The following is a 16,217-nucleotide window of genomic DNA, read 5'->3' as shown; positions in this document are numbered from 1 at the left end:
TGGGGCATGACCGGATCTGTGAAGGCGATGGCGATCCTGACCTTCGCCGCCCTGGTGGTCGTCGCCGGGTATTCGGTGGTGCTCGGCAGTAACGGCTGGCTGTGGTTCGGCTGGATCGTGCTGGGCCTGCTGACCGCCGCCATGGCCGCTTCCAGCAAGTCCTGACCGCCGCCCCGGGGCCCCGCGCGGTGGGTTCGTCCGGCCCTGCCCTGCCTCGACTGACGGTCCGTAGGATGGTGGCGAAGGCCAGGAACGAACGGCGACGGGAGCGACCGGTTGTTCTACCACCTGCTCAAGCATGTCCTGCTCGGCCCGCTGCTGCGGCTGCTGTTCCGGCCGCGTATCGAAGGGCTGGAGAACATTCCGCCGACCGGGGCCGCGATCGTCGCGGGCAACCACCTGTCCTTCTCCGACCACTTCCTGATGCCGGCCATCCTCAAGCGGCGCATCACCTTCCTGGCGAAGGCCGAGTACTTCACCGGGCCCGGTGTGAAGGGGCGGCTGACGGCCGCGTTCTTCCGCAGCGCCGGGCAGATCCCGGTGGACCGCTCCGGCAAGGAGGCCGGGCAGGCGGCGATCCGTGAGGGCCTGGGCGTCCTGTCCAAGGGCGAGCTGCTCGGCATCTACCCCGAGGGCACCCGCTCGCACGACGGCCGGCTCTACAAGGGCAAGGTGGGCGTGGCCGCGATGGCCCTGGGCGCCGGTGTACCCGTGATCCCCTGCGCGATGGTCGGTACGTTCGAGATCCAGCCGCCGGGCCAGGTGGTACCGAAGATCCGCCGGGTGACCATCCGCTTCGGCCGGCCGCTGGACTTCTCCCGGTACGCCGGGATGGAGGGCGAGAAGGCGGTCCTGCGGGCGATCACGGACGAGATCATGTATGCGATCCTCCAGCTGTCCGGGCAGGAGTACGTCGACCGGTACGCCGCCGAGGTCAAGGCCGAGGAGGAGGAAGAACGGAAGAGGGCCCGGCGCCGCACGCGCTGAGCCCTCCCCCGTACCGGCCCCGTACCGGCCGCGCCGCCCCCGGTGCCGGGGGTGGCGCGGCCGGCGCGCGTCACCGCCGGGGCAGGACCGGGAGGTCCGCCTCGGGGGCGTCGGCCGGGGCCGGGGCCAGCGACCGGGCGGAGGCCGCGGCCGGCGGGACCGGGGTGGCGTGCGGGTCGCACGTCACATCGCGGGCGTCGACCGCGCCGGTGAGCAGGTAGCTGTCCACCCGGTCGTTGATGCACGGGTTCTTCAGGCCCGTCACGCCGTGCGAGCCGGCGTTCTTCTCGGTGATCAGGCGCGAGCCGGCCAGCCGCCGGTGCAGCTCGACGGCGCCCTCGTACGGGGTGGCGGCGTCCCGCTCGGCCTGGACGATCAGTACGGGCGGCAGCCCGCGCCGGGTACCGACCTCCACCGGGGTGTGCTGCTCGGTGCGCCAGGTCGCGCACGGCAGGTTCAGCCAGGCGTTGGCCCAGGTCAGGAACGGGTAGTCGCGGTGCAGCCGGGTGTTGTCGCGGTCCCAGCGCGACCAGTTGGTCGGCCACTTCGCGTCGGCGCACTCCACGGCCGTGTAGACGGCGTTGCCGTTCTCCGTGGCCGCGTTCCCGGCGGTGTCGGACAGGTCCGGGGCGATCGCGTCGACCAGTGCCTGCGTGTCACCGGCCAGGTAGGCACTCCAGGTCCGGGCCACCGGGGCCCAGGAGGAGTCGTAGTAGGGGGCGCTCTGGAAGAAGCCGGTGAGCTCCGCCGGGCCCACCACGCCGCCGATCGGAGCGGCCTTGGCGGCGGCCCGCAACTCCTGCCACCTGGCCTCGACCTTCTCCGGGGTGTCGCCGATGCGGAAGACGGCGTCGTGCTGGGCGACCCAGGCCTTCCAGTCGTTCCAGCGCATCTGGAAGGCGACGTCCTGGTCGAGGTTGGCCTGGTACCAGATCTTCTCCTTCGACGGGTTGACCACGCTGTCGACGACCATGCGGCGCACGTGGGTCGGGAAGAGCGTGGCGTAGACCCCGCCGATGTACGTGCCGTACGAGACACCGAGGAAGTTGAGCTTTCTCTCCCCCAGGGCGGCGCGGATGACATCGAGGTCGCGGGCGGTGTTCGGCGTGGTCATGTGCGGCAGCATCCAGCCGCTGCGCTCGGCGCAGCCGTCCGCGTACTCGGCGGCCAGCTTGCGCTGTGCCCGCTTGTCCGCCTCGCCGTCCGGCACCGGGTCGGCCTTGGGCGCCTTGACGAACTCCTGCGGGTCGACGCAGGAGATGGGCGTCGAACGGCCGACGCCGCGCGGGTCGAAGCCCACGAAGTCGTAGGCCTTGGAGGTGTTGGTCCACAGCGGGTTCCTGGTGGTGACCCGGCGCGGGAAGCGCAGGCCGGAACCACCCGGTCCGCCCGGGTTGTAGACGAGCGCGCCCTGCCGCTCGGCCGGCGTCCCGGTGTTGCCGATCCGGTCGACGGCGAGCTCGATGGTCCGGCCGAACGGCTTGGCGTAGTCGAGCGGCACCGTGACGAAGCCGCACTGGATGGGCTTCTCCAGGCCCCAGTCCGCCGGGCAGTCCTTCCAGTCGATGCCCGTGCGGGCCGCGCGGGCAGCGGCGATCTGCACGCCCACCGCCTCGGGGACGCCGCGGTCGCCGCGGTCGCCGCGCGTCTGCGCGGCGCCGGCGGGCGGCGCGAGGAGCAGACCGGCGGCGAGCGTCGCGGTGATCAGAGTGGCAGCGCTGCCCAGCGCCGCGGTACGTATCACGTGATGGATCCCCCTGCGTCGGATGTGGCCGTGGACGGCCGGTTGGCCGGTTGGCCGGTTGGTCGGTTGGTCGGCAGCAGGGGGATCCTCGCGTCTGGGCCGCCGCGGGCGACAGTGCGCCACCGGGTTCTTTGCCAACCCGATATTCGGGCGCGGCGGTACCGCTCAGCGGTGCCGGGCCGGCACCCCGGCCCGCGACCGATCGAGGCGGACGGACCGTCAGCGGCCGTGCGGGGCCGGGGCCGTGTCCAGGACGGTGCTCACGGCACTGTCCAGGACGGTGTCCAGGGCACGGTCCAGAACGGCGCGCAGCGCCAGCGCGTCCGCGGCCAGGGCCGTGACCAGGACGGCGGGACCGGCCAGCGGGGTGAGCGCGGCGCACCCGCCGAAGAGCGCGGCCACCGGCGGGTGCTCCTCGAACACCGGGTCCACGACCAGGAGCTGACCGAGCGCCCGGTGCCCCGCGAGGCCCGCCGGGCCGTCCCAGCCGCCGGGGGCGCCCGGTCCGCAGGCCACCTCCTGGTCCAGCAGCGGCCGGCCGTCCCGCGTCACGGTCAGCCGGCTGCGCAGCAGGCCCGGTGCCTCACCGGTACGGCCGAGCACCTGCTCCTCGCGCAGCACCAGCCGGGCGGTGGGGGCCAGCCGTACCGCGGTACGGACCCGCAGGTCGCTGCCGCGGACCGAGACCAGGGGCTCCGGCAGCCAGCGCAGGGTGGCGTCCGTGGCCACGTCCAGCCGGGTCTCGTAGTGGGCCGGTGACCCGTCCCGGCCGGGCAGGGCCAGGGTGGCGGCGGCCGAGCGGAGCGTGAGGCGGGCGCCCGGGCCCACGGTGGCTTCGACGCCGAGCCGGTCCCCGCCCAGGGGTGCGCTCATCGCCCCGACCAGGGTGACCGCGGCCCCGGGACCGCTCGCCCGGGTGCGCCGCAGGGCCAGCGGGCCCTCACCGGCGAGCAGGGGCAGCGCGGTGCCGCCGCGGCCGTCGGCCACCGCGCCGATCCGGGCGGTGGCGCGCACCCCGCCGAGCGGGGGCGCCGCGGTCACCGTACGGCCCAGGCTGCGATCCGCTCGCGCACCCAGGCCGCGACCGGCGCGACCCCCTCCGGGCCGCGCAGGGACTGGAAGGTGACGGGAAGTCCGCCGCGCTGGTCGGCGGCGTCGCGGGCCATCCGGTCCAGGTCGGAGCCGACGTACGGGGCGAGGTCGGTCTTGTTGACGACGAGCAGGTCGGCGGTGGTGACGCCGGGTCCGCCCTTGCGCGGGATGTCGTCGCCGCCGGCCACGTCGATGACGAAGATCTGGGCGTCGACCAGGCCCCGGGAGAAGGTGGCCGTGAGGTTGTCGCCGCCGGACTCGACGAGGACGAGGTCGAGCGGGGCGCTCTCCCGGAGGGCCTCCTCCAGTTCCTCGACCGCCTCCAGGTTGGCGGAGATGTCGTCGCGGATAGCGGTGTGCGGGCAGGCGCCGGTCTCGACGGCGGTGATCCGCTCGGGCGGCAGCACCGCCTCGCGCAGCAGGAACTCGGCGTCCTCGCGGGTGTAGATGTCGTTGGTGACCACGGCCATGGACAGTTCCGTGCGCAGGGTGCGGCACAGGGCGGCGACGGTGGCGGTCTTGCCGGAGCCGACGGGTCCGCCCAGCCCGATGCGCAGGGCGCGGCGGCTGCCGTCGGGCCGCGTGGGTGCGGCGCTGTGGGTGTGGCGGTGCGGGAAGGCCACGGCGTGGTCGAGATGCACGGCGACTCCTTGAGGAACGTCCGGAGGTGGAGGTGGAGGTGGCAGGGGCGGGGGTAGTGGAGGTGGTGCGGGGCGGTCAGGAGGCGAAGAGGCGTACCGGCCAGTCGGCATGGGCCTGCGCCATGATGTCCAGCAGCGGCGCCGAGGCGGCCGGCAGCGCCCCCGGCCCCTCCCGCCGGGCCACGAGCGCAGCGGCGGCCGCCTCCTCGGCGACCGCGTCGAGCGCGGGGGCCAGCCGGGCCAGCACCCCGCTCGCTTCGAAGGGGTCCAGCCCCAGCAGCCGTACGGTCGCGGTCGCCGGTCCCCCGACGCTCTCGTACGCCGCCACGTGCGCGGCGTCCAGCGCGCCGAGTCCGGCGGCGCGGGCGGTGACGCCGAGCACGACCGGCTGGTGGGCGCCGCGCGGGAAGGCGGCGGCCAGCTCCTCCAGCGCGGGCGCGGGCCAGGTGGCGCGGGCGGCGCGCAGCAGTTGCCGCCCCAGCCGGCGGGCCGCCGCGCGCAGGGCGGGGGACGGGGTGCGGGCGTCGGCGGCGGCGTCCAGGCCGGCCGGATCCATGCCGAGGGCGGCGGCCGCGGCGAGGGCGGCCGCGACCAGTCCGGCGGTGTGCAGCCGGCCCCGGCAGAACTCCTCCAGGGTGGCCGCGTCGTGGATCCTGCCGGCCTTGACGGCGGCCTCGGCCCCGCCGGAGTGCGCGTGGCCCCCGGCGGGGAAGCGCCCGTCGGCGAGGACGAGCAGGGCGGCGCGGCTCATGGCCGGCCGCCGCTCGGGAAGGGTGTCTCCGTGGCCATCAGAAGAGGAAGTAGCGCTGGGCCATGGGGAGTTCGGCGGCGGGTGCGGGTTCCACGGCCTCCCCGTCGATGGTCACGGTGAAGGTGTCGGCGTCGACGTCCACCCGGGGCCGGGCGTCGTTCTCCCGCATGTCGGCCTTGGTGACCTTGCGGGTGCTCTCGATCGCCGCGAACGCCTTGCCGAGCCCGAGCCGCTCCGGCAGTCCGTCGTCGAGGGCGGCCTGCGCGGTGAAGTTGAGGGAGCCCAGCGCCGGGGCGCGCCCGTGCGCGCCGAACATGGGCCGCGGCAGCACCGGCTGCGGGGTGGGGATGGAGGCGTTGGCGTCGCCCATCTGCGCGTACGCTATCTGCCCGCCCTTGATCACCAGCTGCGGTTTGACGCCGAAGAAGGCGGGCTCCCACAGCACGAGGTCGGCGAGCTTGCCCCGTTCCACCGAGCCGATCTCCCGGGCCAGGCCCTGGGCCACGGCGGGGTTGATCGTGTACTTGGCGACGTAGCGGCGGGCCCGGTGGTTGTCGGCCGGTCCGTCGCCGGGCAGGAAGCCGCGCCGCTTCTTCATCACGTGGGCGGTCTGCCAGGTGCGCAGCACCACCTCGCCGATGCGGCCCATGGCCTGGGAGTCGGAGGAGATGATCGAGATGGCGCCGAGGTCGTGCAGGACGTCCTCGGCGGCGATGGTCGAGGGCCGGATCCGGGACTCGGCGAAGGCGAGGTCCTCGGGGACGGCCGGGTTGAGGTGGTGGCAGACCATCAGCATGTCGAGGTGCTCCTCGACGGTGTTGAGGGTGTGCGGACGGGTCGGATTGGTGGAGCTGGGCAGCACGTTGGGCTCGGAGACCACGGTGATGATGTCGGGCGCGTGCCCGCCGCCCGCGCCCTCGGTGTGGTAGGCGTGGATGGTGCGTCCGGCGATCGCGCCGAGGGTGTCGCCGACGAACCCGGCCTCGTTGAGGGTGTCGGTGTGCACGGCGAGCTGGGCGCCGGTCTCCTCGCACACGCCGAGGCAGGCGTCGATGACGGCGGGGGTGGCTCCCCAGTCCTCATGGATCTTGAAGCCGAGGGCACCGCCGCGCAGCTGGGAGTGCATGGCCTCGCGGGACATGGTGTTGCCCTTGCCGAGCAGGCCGATGTTGACCGGGTGGCCGTCGAGCGCCGCGAACATCCGGGCCAGGTGCCAGGGCCCGGGGGTGATGGTGGTCGCCTTGGTGCCCTCGGCGGGGCCGGTGCCGCCCCCGACCAGCGTGGTGACGCCGCTGGCGAGGGCCGCGTCGAGCAGGGTCGGGGAGATGAAGTGGACGTGGGCGTCGACGGCGCCCGCGGTCACGATCTTCCCGTTGCCGGAGATGATCTCGGTCTCCGGGCCGATGACGAGGGCGGGGTCGACGCCGTCCATGGTGTCGGGGTTGCCGGCCTTGCCGATGCCGCAGATCCGGCCGTCGCGGATGCCGAGGTCGGCCTTGACGACACCCCAGTGGTCGAGCACGACCACGCCGGTGATCACCGTGTCGGGGGCGCCCTCGGCGCGGGTGGTGCGGGCCTGGCCCATGGACTCGCGGATCACCTTGCCGCCGCCGAACACCGCCTCGTCACCGGCCCGTCCGGGGCCGCCGCTCAGGTCGTCCTCGATCTCCACGAAGAGGTCGGTGTCGGCGAGCCGGATGCGGTCGCCCGTCGTGGGCCCGAAGAGGTCGGCGTACGCCTGCCGGGAGAGCTCAGCCATCGAGCGGCCCCCCGGTCTCGCCGCGCAGGCCCGGTACGGTGCGCAGGCCGCCCAGCGGTACGAGTTCCACCTCGACCGGGATGCCCGGCTCGAACCGGACGGCGGTACCGGCCGCGATGTTGAGGCGCAGCCCGCGGGCGGCCGGGCGGTCGAAGTCGAGGCCGGGGTTGGCCTCGGCGAAGTGGTAGTGCGAGCCGACCTGGACGGGCCGGTCGGCGGCGTTGAGGACGGTCAGGCGGGTGACGGCACGGCCCTGGTTGAGGGGCACCGGCGCGTCCGCGAACCGGATCTCTCCGGGGATCATGGGCGGGGCCCTTCAGACGATGGGGTCGTGGACGGTGACGAGCTTGGTGCCGTCCGGGAAGGTGGCCTCGACCTGGACGTCGTGGATCATCTCGGGGATGCCGTCCATGACCTCGGAGCGGCTGAGGACCGTACGGCCGGAGGCCATCAGCTCGGACACGGTCCGGCCGTCCCGGGCGCCCTCGAGGATGTGCGAGGTGATCAGGGCGATCGCCTCGGGGTGGTTCAGGCGTACGCCGCGCGCCCGGCGCCGTTCGGCGACGTCGGCGGCGACGTGGATGAGCAGTCTCTCCTGCTCGTGCGGTGTGAGTTGCACACGAATCACCCAGCTTCCGGGACATGATCAGTTGCGCGCCGTCGGAGACCCTAACTTCCGTCAACACTCCTACCAGCTCATTTCCATGCATGGCAGGTCCTTGCCCAACCAGGAGCAAGGCTTTCCGTCCCCCCTGCGGACGCTTTGCCGCCGCAGGGGTGATCATTGACGGAAGGCCGCCTCGGCCACGCTAGGGTGAACACTTTTCCGTCGAGTTAACTCACGTTTCGAACGGACACCCCGTTCAGTGGTCGGCCGCCCTCTGCGCCCGGATCGTCGACGATCGGCAGCGTCGCGTCAGGCGACCGGGGAGCCGGCTCCGACGGTCCAGGGCAGCGCGATCCACACCGTCTTGCCGCCCTCCGCGGTGGGGCTCACGGACAGCCGCCCGCCCGATTCCGCCGCGAGCCAGCGGATGATCACCATGCCACGGCCGTTGTCCTGCTGGACGGCGGCCGGGAGCCGCCTGGGCCAGCGCGGGTGGCTGTCGGTCACACCGATGCGCAGGGTCTCCTCGCGCTCCAGGCGGACGTCGACCGTGAAGGTGGGCGACTGGCCGAAGGTGTGCTGCACGGCGTTGGTGGTGAGTTCGGAGACGATCAGCCGGATGCTCTCGCCGATCTCGGCGCCGTCCGGCAGTCCCCATCCGGCGAGGACGTCCGCGACGTAGCGGCGGGCGGTGGAGACCGAGGCGGGATCGCTCGGCAGAGTGACGGAGGCTTCCTGGTGATCTGCCATGGCGCGGTCCCTTTCCCACCGGGACGAATCGCCCCGGATCTGTGCTGACCGCCAGAGTGCCACTCCTCACCCCACCACGTCGGCCGTTCCCCCAGGATATGCATTTATCTGTCGCCCGATGCGGTGAACTCTGCTACGGAAGACCGTATTTGGACGGCAGACTGGTGCGACCTGTGCCGGTGGGAAGGAGGGCGGGCATGCAGCACGGTCCCGCGGTGCGCCGGCGCAAGCTCGGCGAGGAATTGCGCGCGCTGCGCGACCGGTCCGGACTCACGAGCGGCGAGGCCGCCCGGATCGTGGGCTGGCACCAGTCGAAAATCAGTCGCATCGAAACGGGCCGCAGTGGCGTGAAACCGGAGGACGTCCGGATGCTGCTCGACGCCTACGGGGGTGTGGGCGAAAGCCACCGCGCACTGCTGGAGGCACTGTCCGCCTCCGCGGCCGGACCGGGCGCCGACACCGGGCGCGGCCGGCAGTGGTGGCACGACTACCGGGGCCTGCTGCCCCAGGAGTACCGGGACTTCATCAGCCTGGAGGCTGGGGCCCGTTCGGCCCGCACCGTGGAGCTGTCGGTGGTGCCCGGGCTGCTCCAGACGGCCGCGTACGCACGGGCGGTGACCCGGGCGGCGCTGGGCGGGCTGCCGGAGCCGAAGGTGGACGCGTTGGTCGACGTACGGCTGGCCCGGCAGTCGGTGCTGCGGGCGGATCCGCCGCTGGAGCTGAGCGCCGTGCTCGACGAGGCGGTGCTGCGCCGTCAGATCGGCGGGCCGGGGGTGATGGCGCAGCAGCTGCGGCATCTGGTGGCGGTGGCCGAGCTGCCGCAAGTCCGGTTGCAGGTCCTGCCGTTCAGCGTGGGGGGCCATCTCGGCCTGACCGGACCGTTCGTTATTTTCTCATTTCCGAACATCGCCGATCTGGATGTGGTGGTACTCGACCATTTGACGAGTAGCCTCTATCTGGAGCGGAAGGAAGACCTCGAGGCGTACAGCGCCGCGTTCCGCACCATCCAGGCGCACGCCCTCCCGCCCCATGACTCGTCGGAACTCATCAGCGCGATAGCTGACGACGCGTAAGGAGGCACCCCCGTGTCCGCATCACCCCCTCTCTCCGGCGGACTTCTGAACAGCGCGACCCGGTGGCGGCGCAGCAGCCGCAGCACCGGTATGAACAACTGCGTGGAGGCGGCCGTCCTGTCCGGCGGCCTGCTCGCCGTCCGCGACTCCAAGCGGACGGACGGCCCGGCCGTGCTGTTCACCAGCCCGGCCTGGGACGGCTTCCTCGCGTACGTACGGACGGACTCCCGGCAGGATTCCGCTTGAGGTTCCGCTTCAGCGGTCCGTGGCACCCGCCGGGGCGGTGGCGAGGATCGTCCGGGCCGCCCGCCCGATCTCGTCCCCCGTGAGATCGGCCCGCGCGGTCAGCCGCAGCCGGGAGATGCCGTCCGGCACGGACGGCGGCCGGAAGCACCCCACGGACAGCCCCGCCTCACGGCAGTCGGCGGCCCAGCGCAGTGCCGCCGACGGTGACGGGGCCCGTACCGACACCACGGCCGCGTCCGGCCTGGCCGCGGTCAGGCCGGCCGCGGTCAGCCGCCCGTACAGTTCGTCGGCCACCTCGCGGGCCCGGCCCGCGCGCTGCGGTTCCCGGGCCAGCAGGCGCAGGGCCGCCAGGGCCGCCCCCGCGGCCGCCGGGGCCAGTCCGGTGTCGAAGATGAAGGTCCGCGCCGTGTTGACCAGGTGCCGGATCACCTTGGCCGGGCCGAGCACCGCACCGCCCTGGCTGCCCAGGGACTTCGAGAGGGTCAGCGTGGCGACCACGTCCGGCGCGCCCGCGAGCCCGGCGGCGTGCAGCGCGCCCCGGCCGCCCTCGCCGAGCACGCCGAGGCCGTGCGCGTCGTCCACGACCAGCGCCGCGCCGTGGGCGCGGCAGGCGTCGGCGTAGGCGGCGAGCGGGGCGGCGTCCCCGTCGACGGAGAAGACCGAGTCGGTGACCAGCAGGGCCCGGCCGTCGTGCGCGGCGAGCGTCTTGCGGGCGGTGTCGGGGTCGGAGTGCGGGACCACGGCCGTCTCGGCGCGCGCGAGCCGGCAGCCGTCGACGATCGAGGCGTGGTTCCCGGCGTCGGAGACGACCAGGCTGCCGCGGCCGCCGAGCGCGGTGACGGCGGCGAGGTTGGCGGCGTACCCGGAGGAGAGGACCAGCGCGGCCTCGAAGCCGCAGAAGGCAGCGAGCTCGCGCTCCAGCTCCGCGTGCAGCTCGGTGGTGCCGGTGACCAGGCGCGATCCGGTGGCCCCGGCGCCCCAGCGCTCGGCGGCCTCGCGGGCGCCCCGGACGGTCTCGGGGTGGCGGGACAGCCCCAGGTAGTCGTTGCTGGCGAGGTCCAGCAGCGGGGACCCGGCCGGGCGCGGGCGCAGGGTGCGGACGAGTCCGGCCGCCTCGCGGGCCCGGGCCTCCTCGTCGATCCAGGCGAACACATCGGCCGGTTCGGGCTGGGGCATCGGGCGTCCTCGCGATTTTGTCGGCTGTCCACAGACGTTCTCCGACCCTAGCGGCAGGGACCCGCGTGATCGGTGTGGTGATACACACACTCCGTTCCGGCCATGTTGTGCGATCTCTCCTTGGCCGGGAGTGGGGGTGTGGGACAGGATCGCCTCCATGGACCTGCTGAACACCCTGGTGGACAAGGGGCTGCGGCGTGAGCTGCCGAGCCGCGAAGAGGCGCTCGCCGTACTGGCGACCTCCGACGACGAACTGCTCGACGTGGTGGCCGCGGCCGGCAAGGTGCGCCGCCAGTGGTTCGGGCGCCGGGTCAAGCTGAACTACCTGGTCAACCTGAAGTCGGGGCTGTGCCCGGAGGACTGCGGGTACTGCTCCCAGCGGCTGGGGTCGAAGGCGGAGATCCTCAAGTACACGTGGCTGAAACCCGAGGAGGCCTCCCAGGCCGCCGCGGCCGGTGTCGCGGGCGGCGCGAAGCGCGTGTGCCTGGTGGCGAGCGGCCGGGGGCCGACGGACCGGGACGTGGAGCGCGTCGGCAGGACCATCGAGGCGATCAAGGAGCAGAACGAGGGCATCGAGGTCTGCGCCTGTCTCGGGCTGCTCTCCGACGGCCAGGCCGAGCGCCTGAAGGACGCCGGCGCCGACGCGTACAACCACAACCTCAACACCTCCGAGGCGACGTACGGGCAGATCACCAAGACCCACACGTACGCGGACCGCGTCGACACCGTGCAGAAGGCGCACGCGGCGGGCCTGTCGGCCTGCTCGGGCCTGATCGCGGGCATGGGCGAGAGCGACGAGAACCTCGTCGACGTCGTCTACGCGCTGCGCGAGCTGGACTCGGACTCGGTGCCGGTCAACTTCCTGATCCCCTTCGAGGGCACCCCGCTGGCCAAGGAGTGGCACCTCACCCCGCAGCGCTGCCTGCGGATCCTGGCGATGGTCCGGTTCGTCTGCCCCGACGTGGAGGTCCGGATCGCCGGCGGGCGCGAGGTGCACCTGCGCTCGATGCAGCCGCTCGCGCTGCACATCGCCAACTCCATCTTCCTCGGCGACTACCTCACCAGTGAGGGCCAGGCCGGCCAGGCCGACCTGGACATGATCGCGGACGCCGGTTTCGAGGTGGAGGGTGCCGGGACGTCGACGCTGCCGGCGCACCGCTCCGAGGTGGCGGCGGGCGGCGGCTGCGGCTCGCACGGCGGCGGTGCCTCGCTGTGCGGTTCCGGTGCGGGTGCGGCCGCGGGCACGGCCGCGGACGCGGGTGCCGGGGCGGGCTGCGGTTCCGGGTGCGGCGGCTGTGGCGGTCATGCGGAGGCCGCGGCGCAGCCGGCGGCCGTGCCGGCGGCTGCGGCGGCGCCGGCGGGCGGCCAGGCCGAGCCGGGCGAGGTACGGCCGGAGCTGGTGGCCGTACGGCGCCGGGGCGCGGGCACGGACCTGGCGCCCAATGCCTGACCCGGTGTCCGACGCGGACGCGGCGCCGGACACGGGTATTTCGCTGGGTACGGGTGTTTCCGTCGATGCGGGCGTTTCGCTCGGTACGGGCGTCCCGTTGGACGCGGACGCGCTGCTGGAGCTGGACCGGCGGCACGTCTGGCACCCGTACGGCCCGATGCCCGGGCGGCAGGAGCCGCTGATCGTCGCCTCCGCCTCCGGCGTACGGCTGAAGCTGGCGCGCCCGGCGCACGGGCAGGACGAACTGGTCGACGGCATGTCCTCCTGGTGGTCGGCCATCCACGGCTACAACCACCCCGTGCTCAACGAGGCCGTGCAGGACCAGCTGGGCAGGATGTCGCACGTGATGTTCGGCGGGCTCACCCATGAGCCCGCCGTCCGGCTCGCCGCCAGGCTGGTGGAGATCACCCCGGCCGGTCTGGAGCACGTGTTCCTGTGCGACTCCGGCTCGGTCGCGGTCGAGGTCGCCATCAAGATGTGCCTCCAGCACTGGCGTTCGGTGGGCCGGGAGGGCAAGACCCGGCTGCTGACCTGGCGCGGCGGCTACCACGGCGACACCTGGCAGCCGATGGCCGTGTGCGACCCCGAGGGCGGGATGCACGACCTGTGGTCGGGCGCGCTGCCGCGGCAGGTGTTCGCGGCCGCCCCGCCCGCCGGCTTCGACGCGCCCGTCGACCCGGCGTACGTGTCCCATCTGCGCGAGCTGCTCGCGGCGCACGCGGACGAGCTCGCCGCGGTGATCGTCGAGCCGGTGGTGCAGGGCGCCGGCGGCATGCGCTTCCACTCCCCCGGCTACCTGCGGGTGCTGCGGGAGCTGTGCGACGAGTACGACGTGCTGCTGGTGCTGGACGAGATCGCGACCGGGTTCGGGCGCACGGGCGCGCTGTTCGCCGCCGACCACGCGGGGATCACCCCGGACGTGATGTGCGTCGGCAAGGCGCTGACCGGCGGCTACCTGTCGATGGCGGCCACCGTGTGCACGGCGCGGGTGGCGGACGGGATCAGCCGGGGCACGGTGCCGGTGCTCGCGCACGGGCCGACGTTCATGGGCAATCCGCTGGCGTCCTCGGTCGCGCTGGCCTCGCTGGACCTGCTGCTGGGCCAGGACTGGGCGCGGGAGGTCGAGCGGATCGAGGCGGGGCTGCGGGAGGGGCTGGCCCGGGCGGCCGATCTGCCGGGGGTCCGGGAGGTCCGGGTGCTGGGCGCGATCGGAGTGGTGCAGCTGGACCACCCGGTCGACATGGCGGCGGCGACCCGGGCGGCGGTGACGGAGGGCGTGTGGGTGCGCCCGTTCCGGGATCTGATCTACACGATGCCGCCGTACGTGACGTCGGACGCCGACCTGTCACGTATCTGCCGAGCGGTGGTCGCGGCGGCGCGGGAAGGCTGAGATGGGTGTCGTGGTCGTGTCCGGTACGGGCACGGAAATCGGGAAGACGGTCGTCACGTCGGCGATCGCGGCGGCGGCGCTGGCCGCCGGCCGGTCGGTGGCGGTGCTCAAGCCCGCCCAGACCGGGGTCGGGCCGGACGAGGCCGGGGACGCGGCGGAGGTGGTCCGGCTCGCGGGCCCGGGCGTGACCGCCGCGGAACTGGTCCGCTATCCGGAGCCGTTGGCCCCGGACACGGCGGCGCGGCGGGCCGGGCTGGCGACGCTCGCGCCCGCCGAGATCGCCACGGCGGCGGAGAAGCTCGCCGCCGAGCACGACCTGGTCCTGGTCGAGGGCGCGGGCGGGCTGCTCGTCCGCTTCGACGCGGCGGGTCGCACGCTCGCCGACGCCGCACGGCTGCTGGCCGCGCCGGTGCTGGTCGTGGCCCCGGCGGGGCTGGGCACGCTCAACTCCGCGGCCCTGACCGCCGAGGCCCTGCGGGCCCGCCGGCTGGACCTGCTGGGCCTGGTCGTCGGGAGCTGGCCGGCGGAGCCCGACCTGGCCTCCCGCTGCAACCTCGCCGACCTGCCGTCGGTGTCCGGCGCCCCGCTGCTGGGTGCGGTACCGCAGGGCTCGGGCGCCCTGGACCCGGCCGCGTTCCGCGCGGCCGCGCCCGGCTGGCTGGCCCCGGAGCTCCACGGCACCTGGTCCGCCGGGGAGTTCATGACCCGCTGGGCGTGACGAGGCGGTCCTGGCGGACGAGGTGTCGGAGCCCTCTCGTATGGTTGGTGATCAGACCGACACCAACCGCTGGAGGGGGCAACGGACATGGTGCAGATGGCAGACCTGGTCGAGTGGGGCAGTCTCGATCCCGTGGACGAGGACGCGCCGCGCGTCGTCCACGACCCGGCCACCGGCCGGGTCTTCGGACTCTCCGTCTACGAGGACAGTCCGGAGCCCGCCGACCTGTTCCCGCTCGCGCCCTCGGCGCGGACCTTCGAGCGCCTGGTGAGCGCCCGAGAGGAACTCACCTCGTTGCGGGGCCGGTTCGCCGACGTCGCCGCGCGCCCCGGCAGCCCCGCGGTCGCGGAGGCGACGGAGCGTTTCCGCGCGCTGCTCGCCGCGGAGGACTGGGGCGACGCCTCTGATTCGGGTGCCGGTGGCGGTGGCGGTGCCGACGGCGGTTCGGCGGTGCCGGCGTACTGGCGGATCACCTCGGTGATCCGGCCGCTGGCCCTGGTCGCCGGCCCGGGCCGGGGCCTGCTGCTCGACCTGCCCGCGGGCCTGCTGGAGGAGGCGTTCGGCGCCGACGAGGTCGTGCGGCTCGACGGGTCGGAGCTGCCGGACGGGCTGCGGCACGAGCCGACCCGCCGGTTCCTGACCGAGGTGGGCCTGCCCGAGGACGCGCTGATGTTCGGGCTGGACGGGCCGGAGGACCTGTTCACCGCCCTCGCCGAGGAGGACGGGGTGGCGGGGGTGGGCGTCGACCCCGCGCGGCTGTTCTCGCTGGGCTCGCTGGTCGACGACATCGCGGTGTACGTGGACGGCGGCACGGGCGAGATCTACGCCTGGTACTACGCGGAGGAACGGCTGCGGCCGCTCAACGCCGACATATCCACGCTGGCGTTCACCCTGTGGCTCCACGACCGCGAGCGCGCGCTCGACGAGGAGCACGCCTTCTCCGAGGAACTGCACGAGGAGCTGGCGGGCGCCATGGTGGCGGTGCTGGCGTCCGTGGACCCGGTCGCGTGCCGGGACACGGGCGAGGAGGACGACTGGCGCTACTGGCCCGAGACGTTCCACGACGAGGCGGACGGGGTTCTCCAGGCGGCCCCGCGGGGGAAGACTGGGGGTGTGGTACGTCCGCTTTGAGGAGGTCCGTCATGCCCCTGCGCTCCCCACGGCCGTTGCACCAGGACGCCGTGCACCACCCCGTCTTCGCCCGCTTCTACGCCCGGATGAGTGTGCAGGCAGACCTGCGGGGCGGAGTGGCCGGGCTGCGGCGGGAGCTGCTGGACGGGCTGTCGGGCCGCGTCATCGAGATCGGCGCGGGCAACGGGCTGAACTTCAGCCACTACCCCCGCGCCGTCTCGGAAGTGGTCGCCGTGGAGCCGGAGCGCAGCCTGCGCCGGCTCGCGGCCGACGCGGCGCTGCGCGCCGAGGTCCCGGTGGACGTCGTACCGGGGGCGGCCGAGGCCCTGCCGGTCAAGAGCGAGGCGTTCGACGCGGCCGTGGCCTCCCTGGTGCTGTGCACCGTGCGGGATCTGCCGCGGTCCCTCGCGGAGCTGCACCGGGTGCTGCGGCCCGGCGGTGAACTGCGCTTCTTCGAGCACGGGCTGGCGCCGGGGCCCGGGATGGCCGCCGTGCAGCGGGGGCTGGACCGGACGGTGTGGCCGAGGCTGTTCGGCGGCTGCCACGTCTCGCGGGACGCGCTCGCCGCGATCGAGGCGGCCGGCTTCCGGATCGTGGCGCAGCGCGGCGTCCGGGTGCCCGAGCGCGGCCCGGCGCTGCCCACCTCGTACTGCGTGCTCGGCACGGCCCGGCGCTCGTACGACTAGGGTCTGTCCGGCGGTG

Annotated in this window: 18 protein-coding genes; 9 read left to right on the top strand and 9 right to left on the bottom strand. The window is 73.9% G+C overall.

Annotated elements, in window-relative coordinates:
- Window positions 1-6: 6 nt before the first annotated feature.
- Both ACIPXB_RS31995 and ACIPXB_RS31990 read left to right on the top strand, forming a co-directional pair.
- Window positions 7-165: a hypothetical protein gene (locus ACIPXB_RS31995; protein WP_401455581.1), complete on the top strand. Its 159-nt coding sequence runs from the start codon at window positions 7-9 to the stop codon at window positions 163-165.
- Window positions 166-276: 111 nt separating this feature from the next.
- On the top strand, window positions 277-987 hold the full coding sequence (locus ACIPXB_RS31990) for a lysophospholipid acyltransferase family protein (RefSeq protein ID WP_401455579.1): 711 nt from the start codon (window positions 277-279) through the stop codon (window positions 985-987).
- Window positions 988-1,057: 70 nt separating this feature from the next.
- On the opposite strand, the gene ACIPXB_RS31985 is transcribed toward ACIPXB_RS31990, so the two are convergent.
- The 8 genes from ACIPXB_RS31985 to ACIPXB_RS31950 form a co-directional block, all read right to left on the bottom strand.
- A complete protein-coding gene (locus ACIPXB_RS31985) occupies window positions 1,058-2,731 on the bottom strand; it encodes an alpha/beta hydrolase (protein ID WP_401455577.1) in 1,674 nt (557 codons plus the stop codon).
- 219 nt (window positions 2,732-2,950) lie between these two features.
- Window positions 2,951-3,772: an urease accessory protein UreD gene (locus ACIPXB_RS31980; RefSeq protein WP_401455576.1), complete on the bottom strand. Its 822-nt coding sequence runs from the start codon at window positions 3,770-3,772 to the stop codon at window positions 2,951-2,953.
- Window positions 3,769-4,464 (bottom strand): urease accessory protein UreG, encoded by a 696-nt coding sequence (ureG, locus tag ACIPXB_RS31975; protein ID WP_401455573.1) that lies wholly within the window; start codon window positions 4,462-4,464, stop codon window positions 3,769-3,771. Before ureG ends, ACIPXB_RS31980 begins: the two co-directional genes overlap by 4 nt.
- Before the next feature lie 76 nt (window positions 4,465-4,540).
- Window positions 4,541-5,215: an urease accessory protein UreF gene (locus ACIPXB_RS31970; RefSeq protein ID WP_401455571.1), complete on the bottom strand. Its 675-nt coding sequence runs from the start codon at window positions 5,213-5,215 to the stop codon at window positions 4,541-4,543.
- Window positions 5,216-5,252: 37 nt separating this feature from the next.
- Window positions 5,253-6,974, bottom strand: a complete 1,722-nt coding sequence (locus ACIPXB_RS31965; RefSeq protein WP_401455569.1) for an urease subunit alpha — start codon at window positions 6,972-6,974, stop codon at window positions 5,253-5,255.
- Window positions 6,967-7,278: an urease subunit beta gene (locus ACIPXB_RS31960; RefSeq protein WP_401455568.1), complete on the bottom strand. Its 312-nt coding sequence runs from the start codon at window positions 7,276-7,278 to the stop codon at window positions 6,967-6,969. Before ACIPXB_RS31960 ends, ACIPXB_RS31965 begins: the two co-directional genes overlap by 8 nt.
- A gap of 12 nt (window positions 7,279-7,290) precedes the next feature.
- Window positions 7,291-7,593 carry an urease subunit gamma gene (locus tag ACIPXB_RS31955; RefSeq protein ID WP_401455566.1) on the bottom strand — a complete coding sequence of 101 codons (303 nt, stop codon included), beginning with the start codon at window positions 7,591-7,593 and terminating at the stop codon, window positions 7,291-7,293.
- A gap of 297 nt (window positions 7,594-7,890) precedes the next feature.
- Entirely contained in the window at window positions 7,891-8,331 is a 441-nt protein-coding gene (locus tag ACIPXB_RS31950) for an ATP-binding protein (protein ID WP_401455564.1), read from the bottom strand.
- Window positions 8,332-8,528: 197 nt separating this feature from the next.
- Here ACIPXB_RS31950 and ACIPXB_RS31945 point away from each other — a divergent pair, with 197 nt between their 5' ends.
- Entirely contained in the window at window positions 8,529-9,404 is an 876-nt protein-coding gene (locus tag ACIPXB_RS31945; protein WP_401455562.1) for a helix-turn-helix domain-containing protein, read from the top strand.
- A 12-nt stretch (window positions 9,405-9,416) separates the two neighbouring features.
- The gene (locus ACIPXB_RS31940; RefSeq protein ID WP_401455559.1) at window positions 9,417-9,650 is read left to right on the top strand and encodes a DUF397 domain-containing protein; all 234 of its coding nucleotides are present in this window, start codon (window positions 9,417-9,419) and stop codon (window positions 9,648-9,650) included.
- 9 nt (window positions 9,651-9,659) lie between these two features.
- Here ACIPXB_RS31940 and ACIPXB_RS31935 read toward each other — a convergent pair whose 3' ends face one another.
- A complete protein-coding gene (locus ACIPXB_RS31935) occupies window positions 9,660-10,826 on the bottom strand; it encodes an 8-amino-7-oxononanoate synthase (protein ID WP_401455557.1) in 1,167 nt (388 codons plus the stop codon).
- Between the two features lie 157 nt (window positions 10,827-10,983).
- Between ACIPXB_RS31935 and bioB the strand changes: the two genes are divergently transcribed.
- From bioB to ACIPXB_RS31910, 5 genes are all read left to right on the top strand, one after another.
- Entirely contained in the window at window positions 10,984-12,276 is a 1,293-nt protein-coding gene (bioB, locus tag ACIPXB_RS31930) for a biotin synthase BioB (RefSeq protein ID WP_401455555.1), read from the top strand.
- Window positions 12,277-12,433: 157 nt separating this feature from the next.
- On the top strand, window positions 12,434-13,666 hold the full coding sequence (locus ACIPXB_RS31925) for an adenosylmethionine--8-amino-7-oxononanoate transaminase (RefSeq protein WP_401455611.1): 1,233 nt from the start codon (window positions 12,434-12,436) through the stop codon (window positions 13,664-13,666).
- 1 nt (window position 13,667) lies between these two features.
- Window positions 13,668-14,384, top strand: coding sequence for a dethiobiotin synthase (gene bioD, locus ACIPXB_RS31920; protein ID WP_401455554.1), 717 nt, complete (start codon window positions 13,668-13,670; stop codon window positions 14,382-14,384).
- An 87-nt stretch (window positions 14,385-14,471) separates the two neighbouring features.
- Window positions 14,472-15,515 carry an SUKH-4 family immunity protein gene (locus tag ACIPXB_RS31915; RefSeq protein WP_401455552.1) on the top strand — a complete coding sequence of 348 codons (1,044 nt, stop codon included), beginning with the start codon at window positions 14,472-14,474 and terminating at the stop codon, window positions 15,513-15,515.
- A gap of 11 nt (window positions 15,516-15,526) precedes the next feature.
- Window positions 15,527-16,201: a class I SAM-dependent methyltransferase gene (locus tag ACIPXB_RS31910; protein ID WP_401455551.1), complete on the top strand. Its 675-nt coding sequence runs from the start codon at window positions 15,527-15,529 to the stop codon at window positions 16,199-16,201.
- Window positions 16,202-16,217 lie beyond the last annotated feature (16 nt).

It is taken from the genome of Streptomyces sp. NPDC090022 (genome assembly GCF_044748145.1).
Classification (GTDB): domain Bacteria; phylum Actinomycetota; class Actinomycetes; order Streptomycetales; family Streptomycetaceae; genus Streptomyces.
Note: the sequence above shows the minus strand (reverse complement) of the source record. Positions and strands in the feature narration are given on the sequence as shown.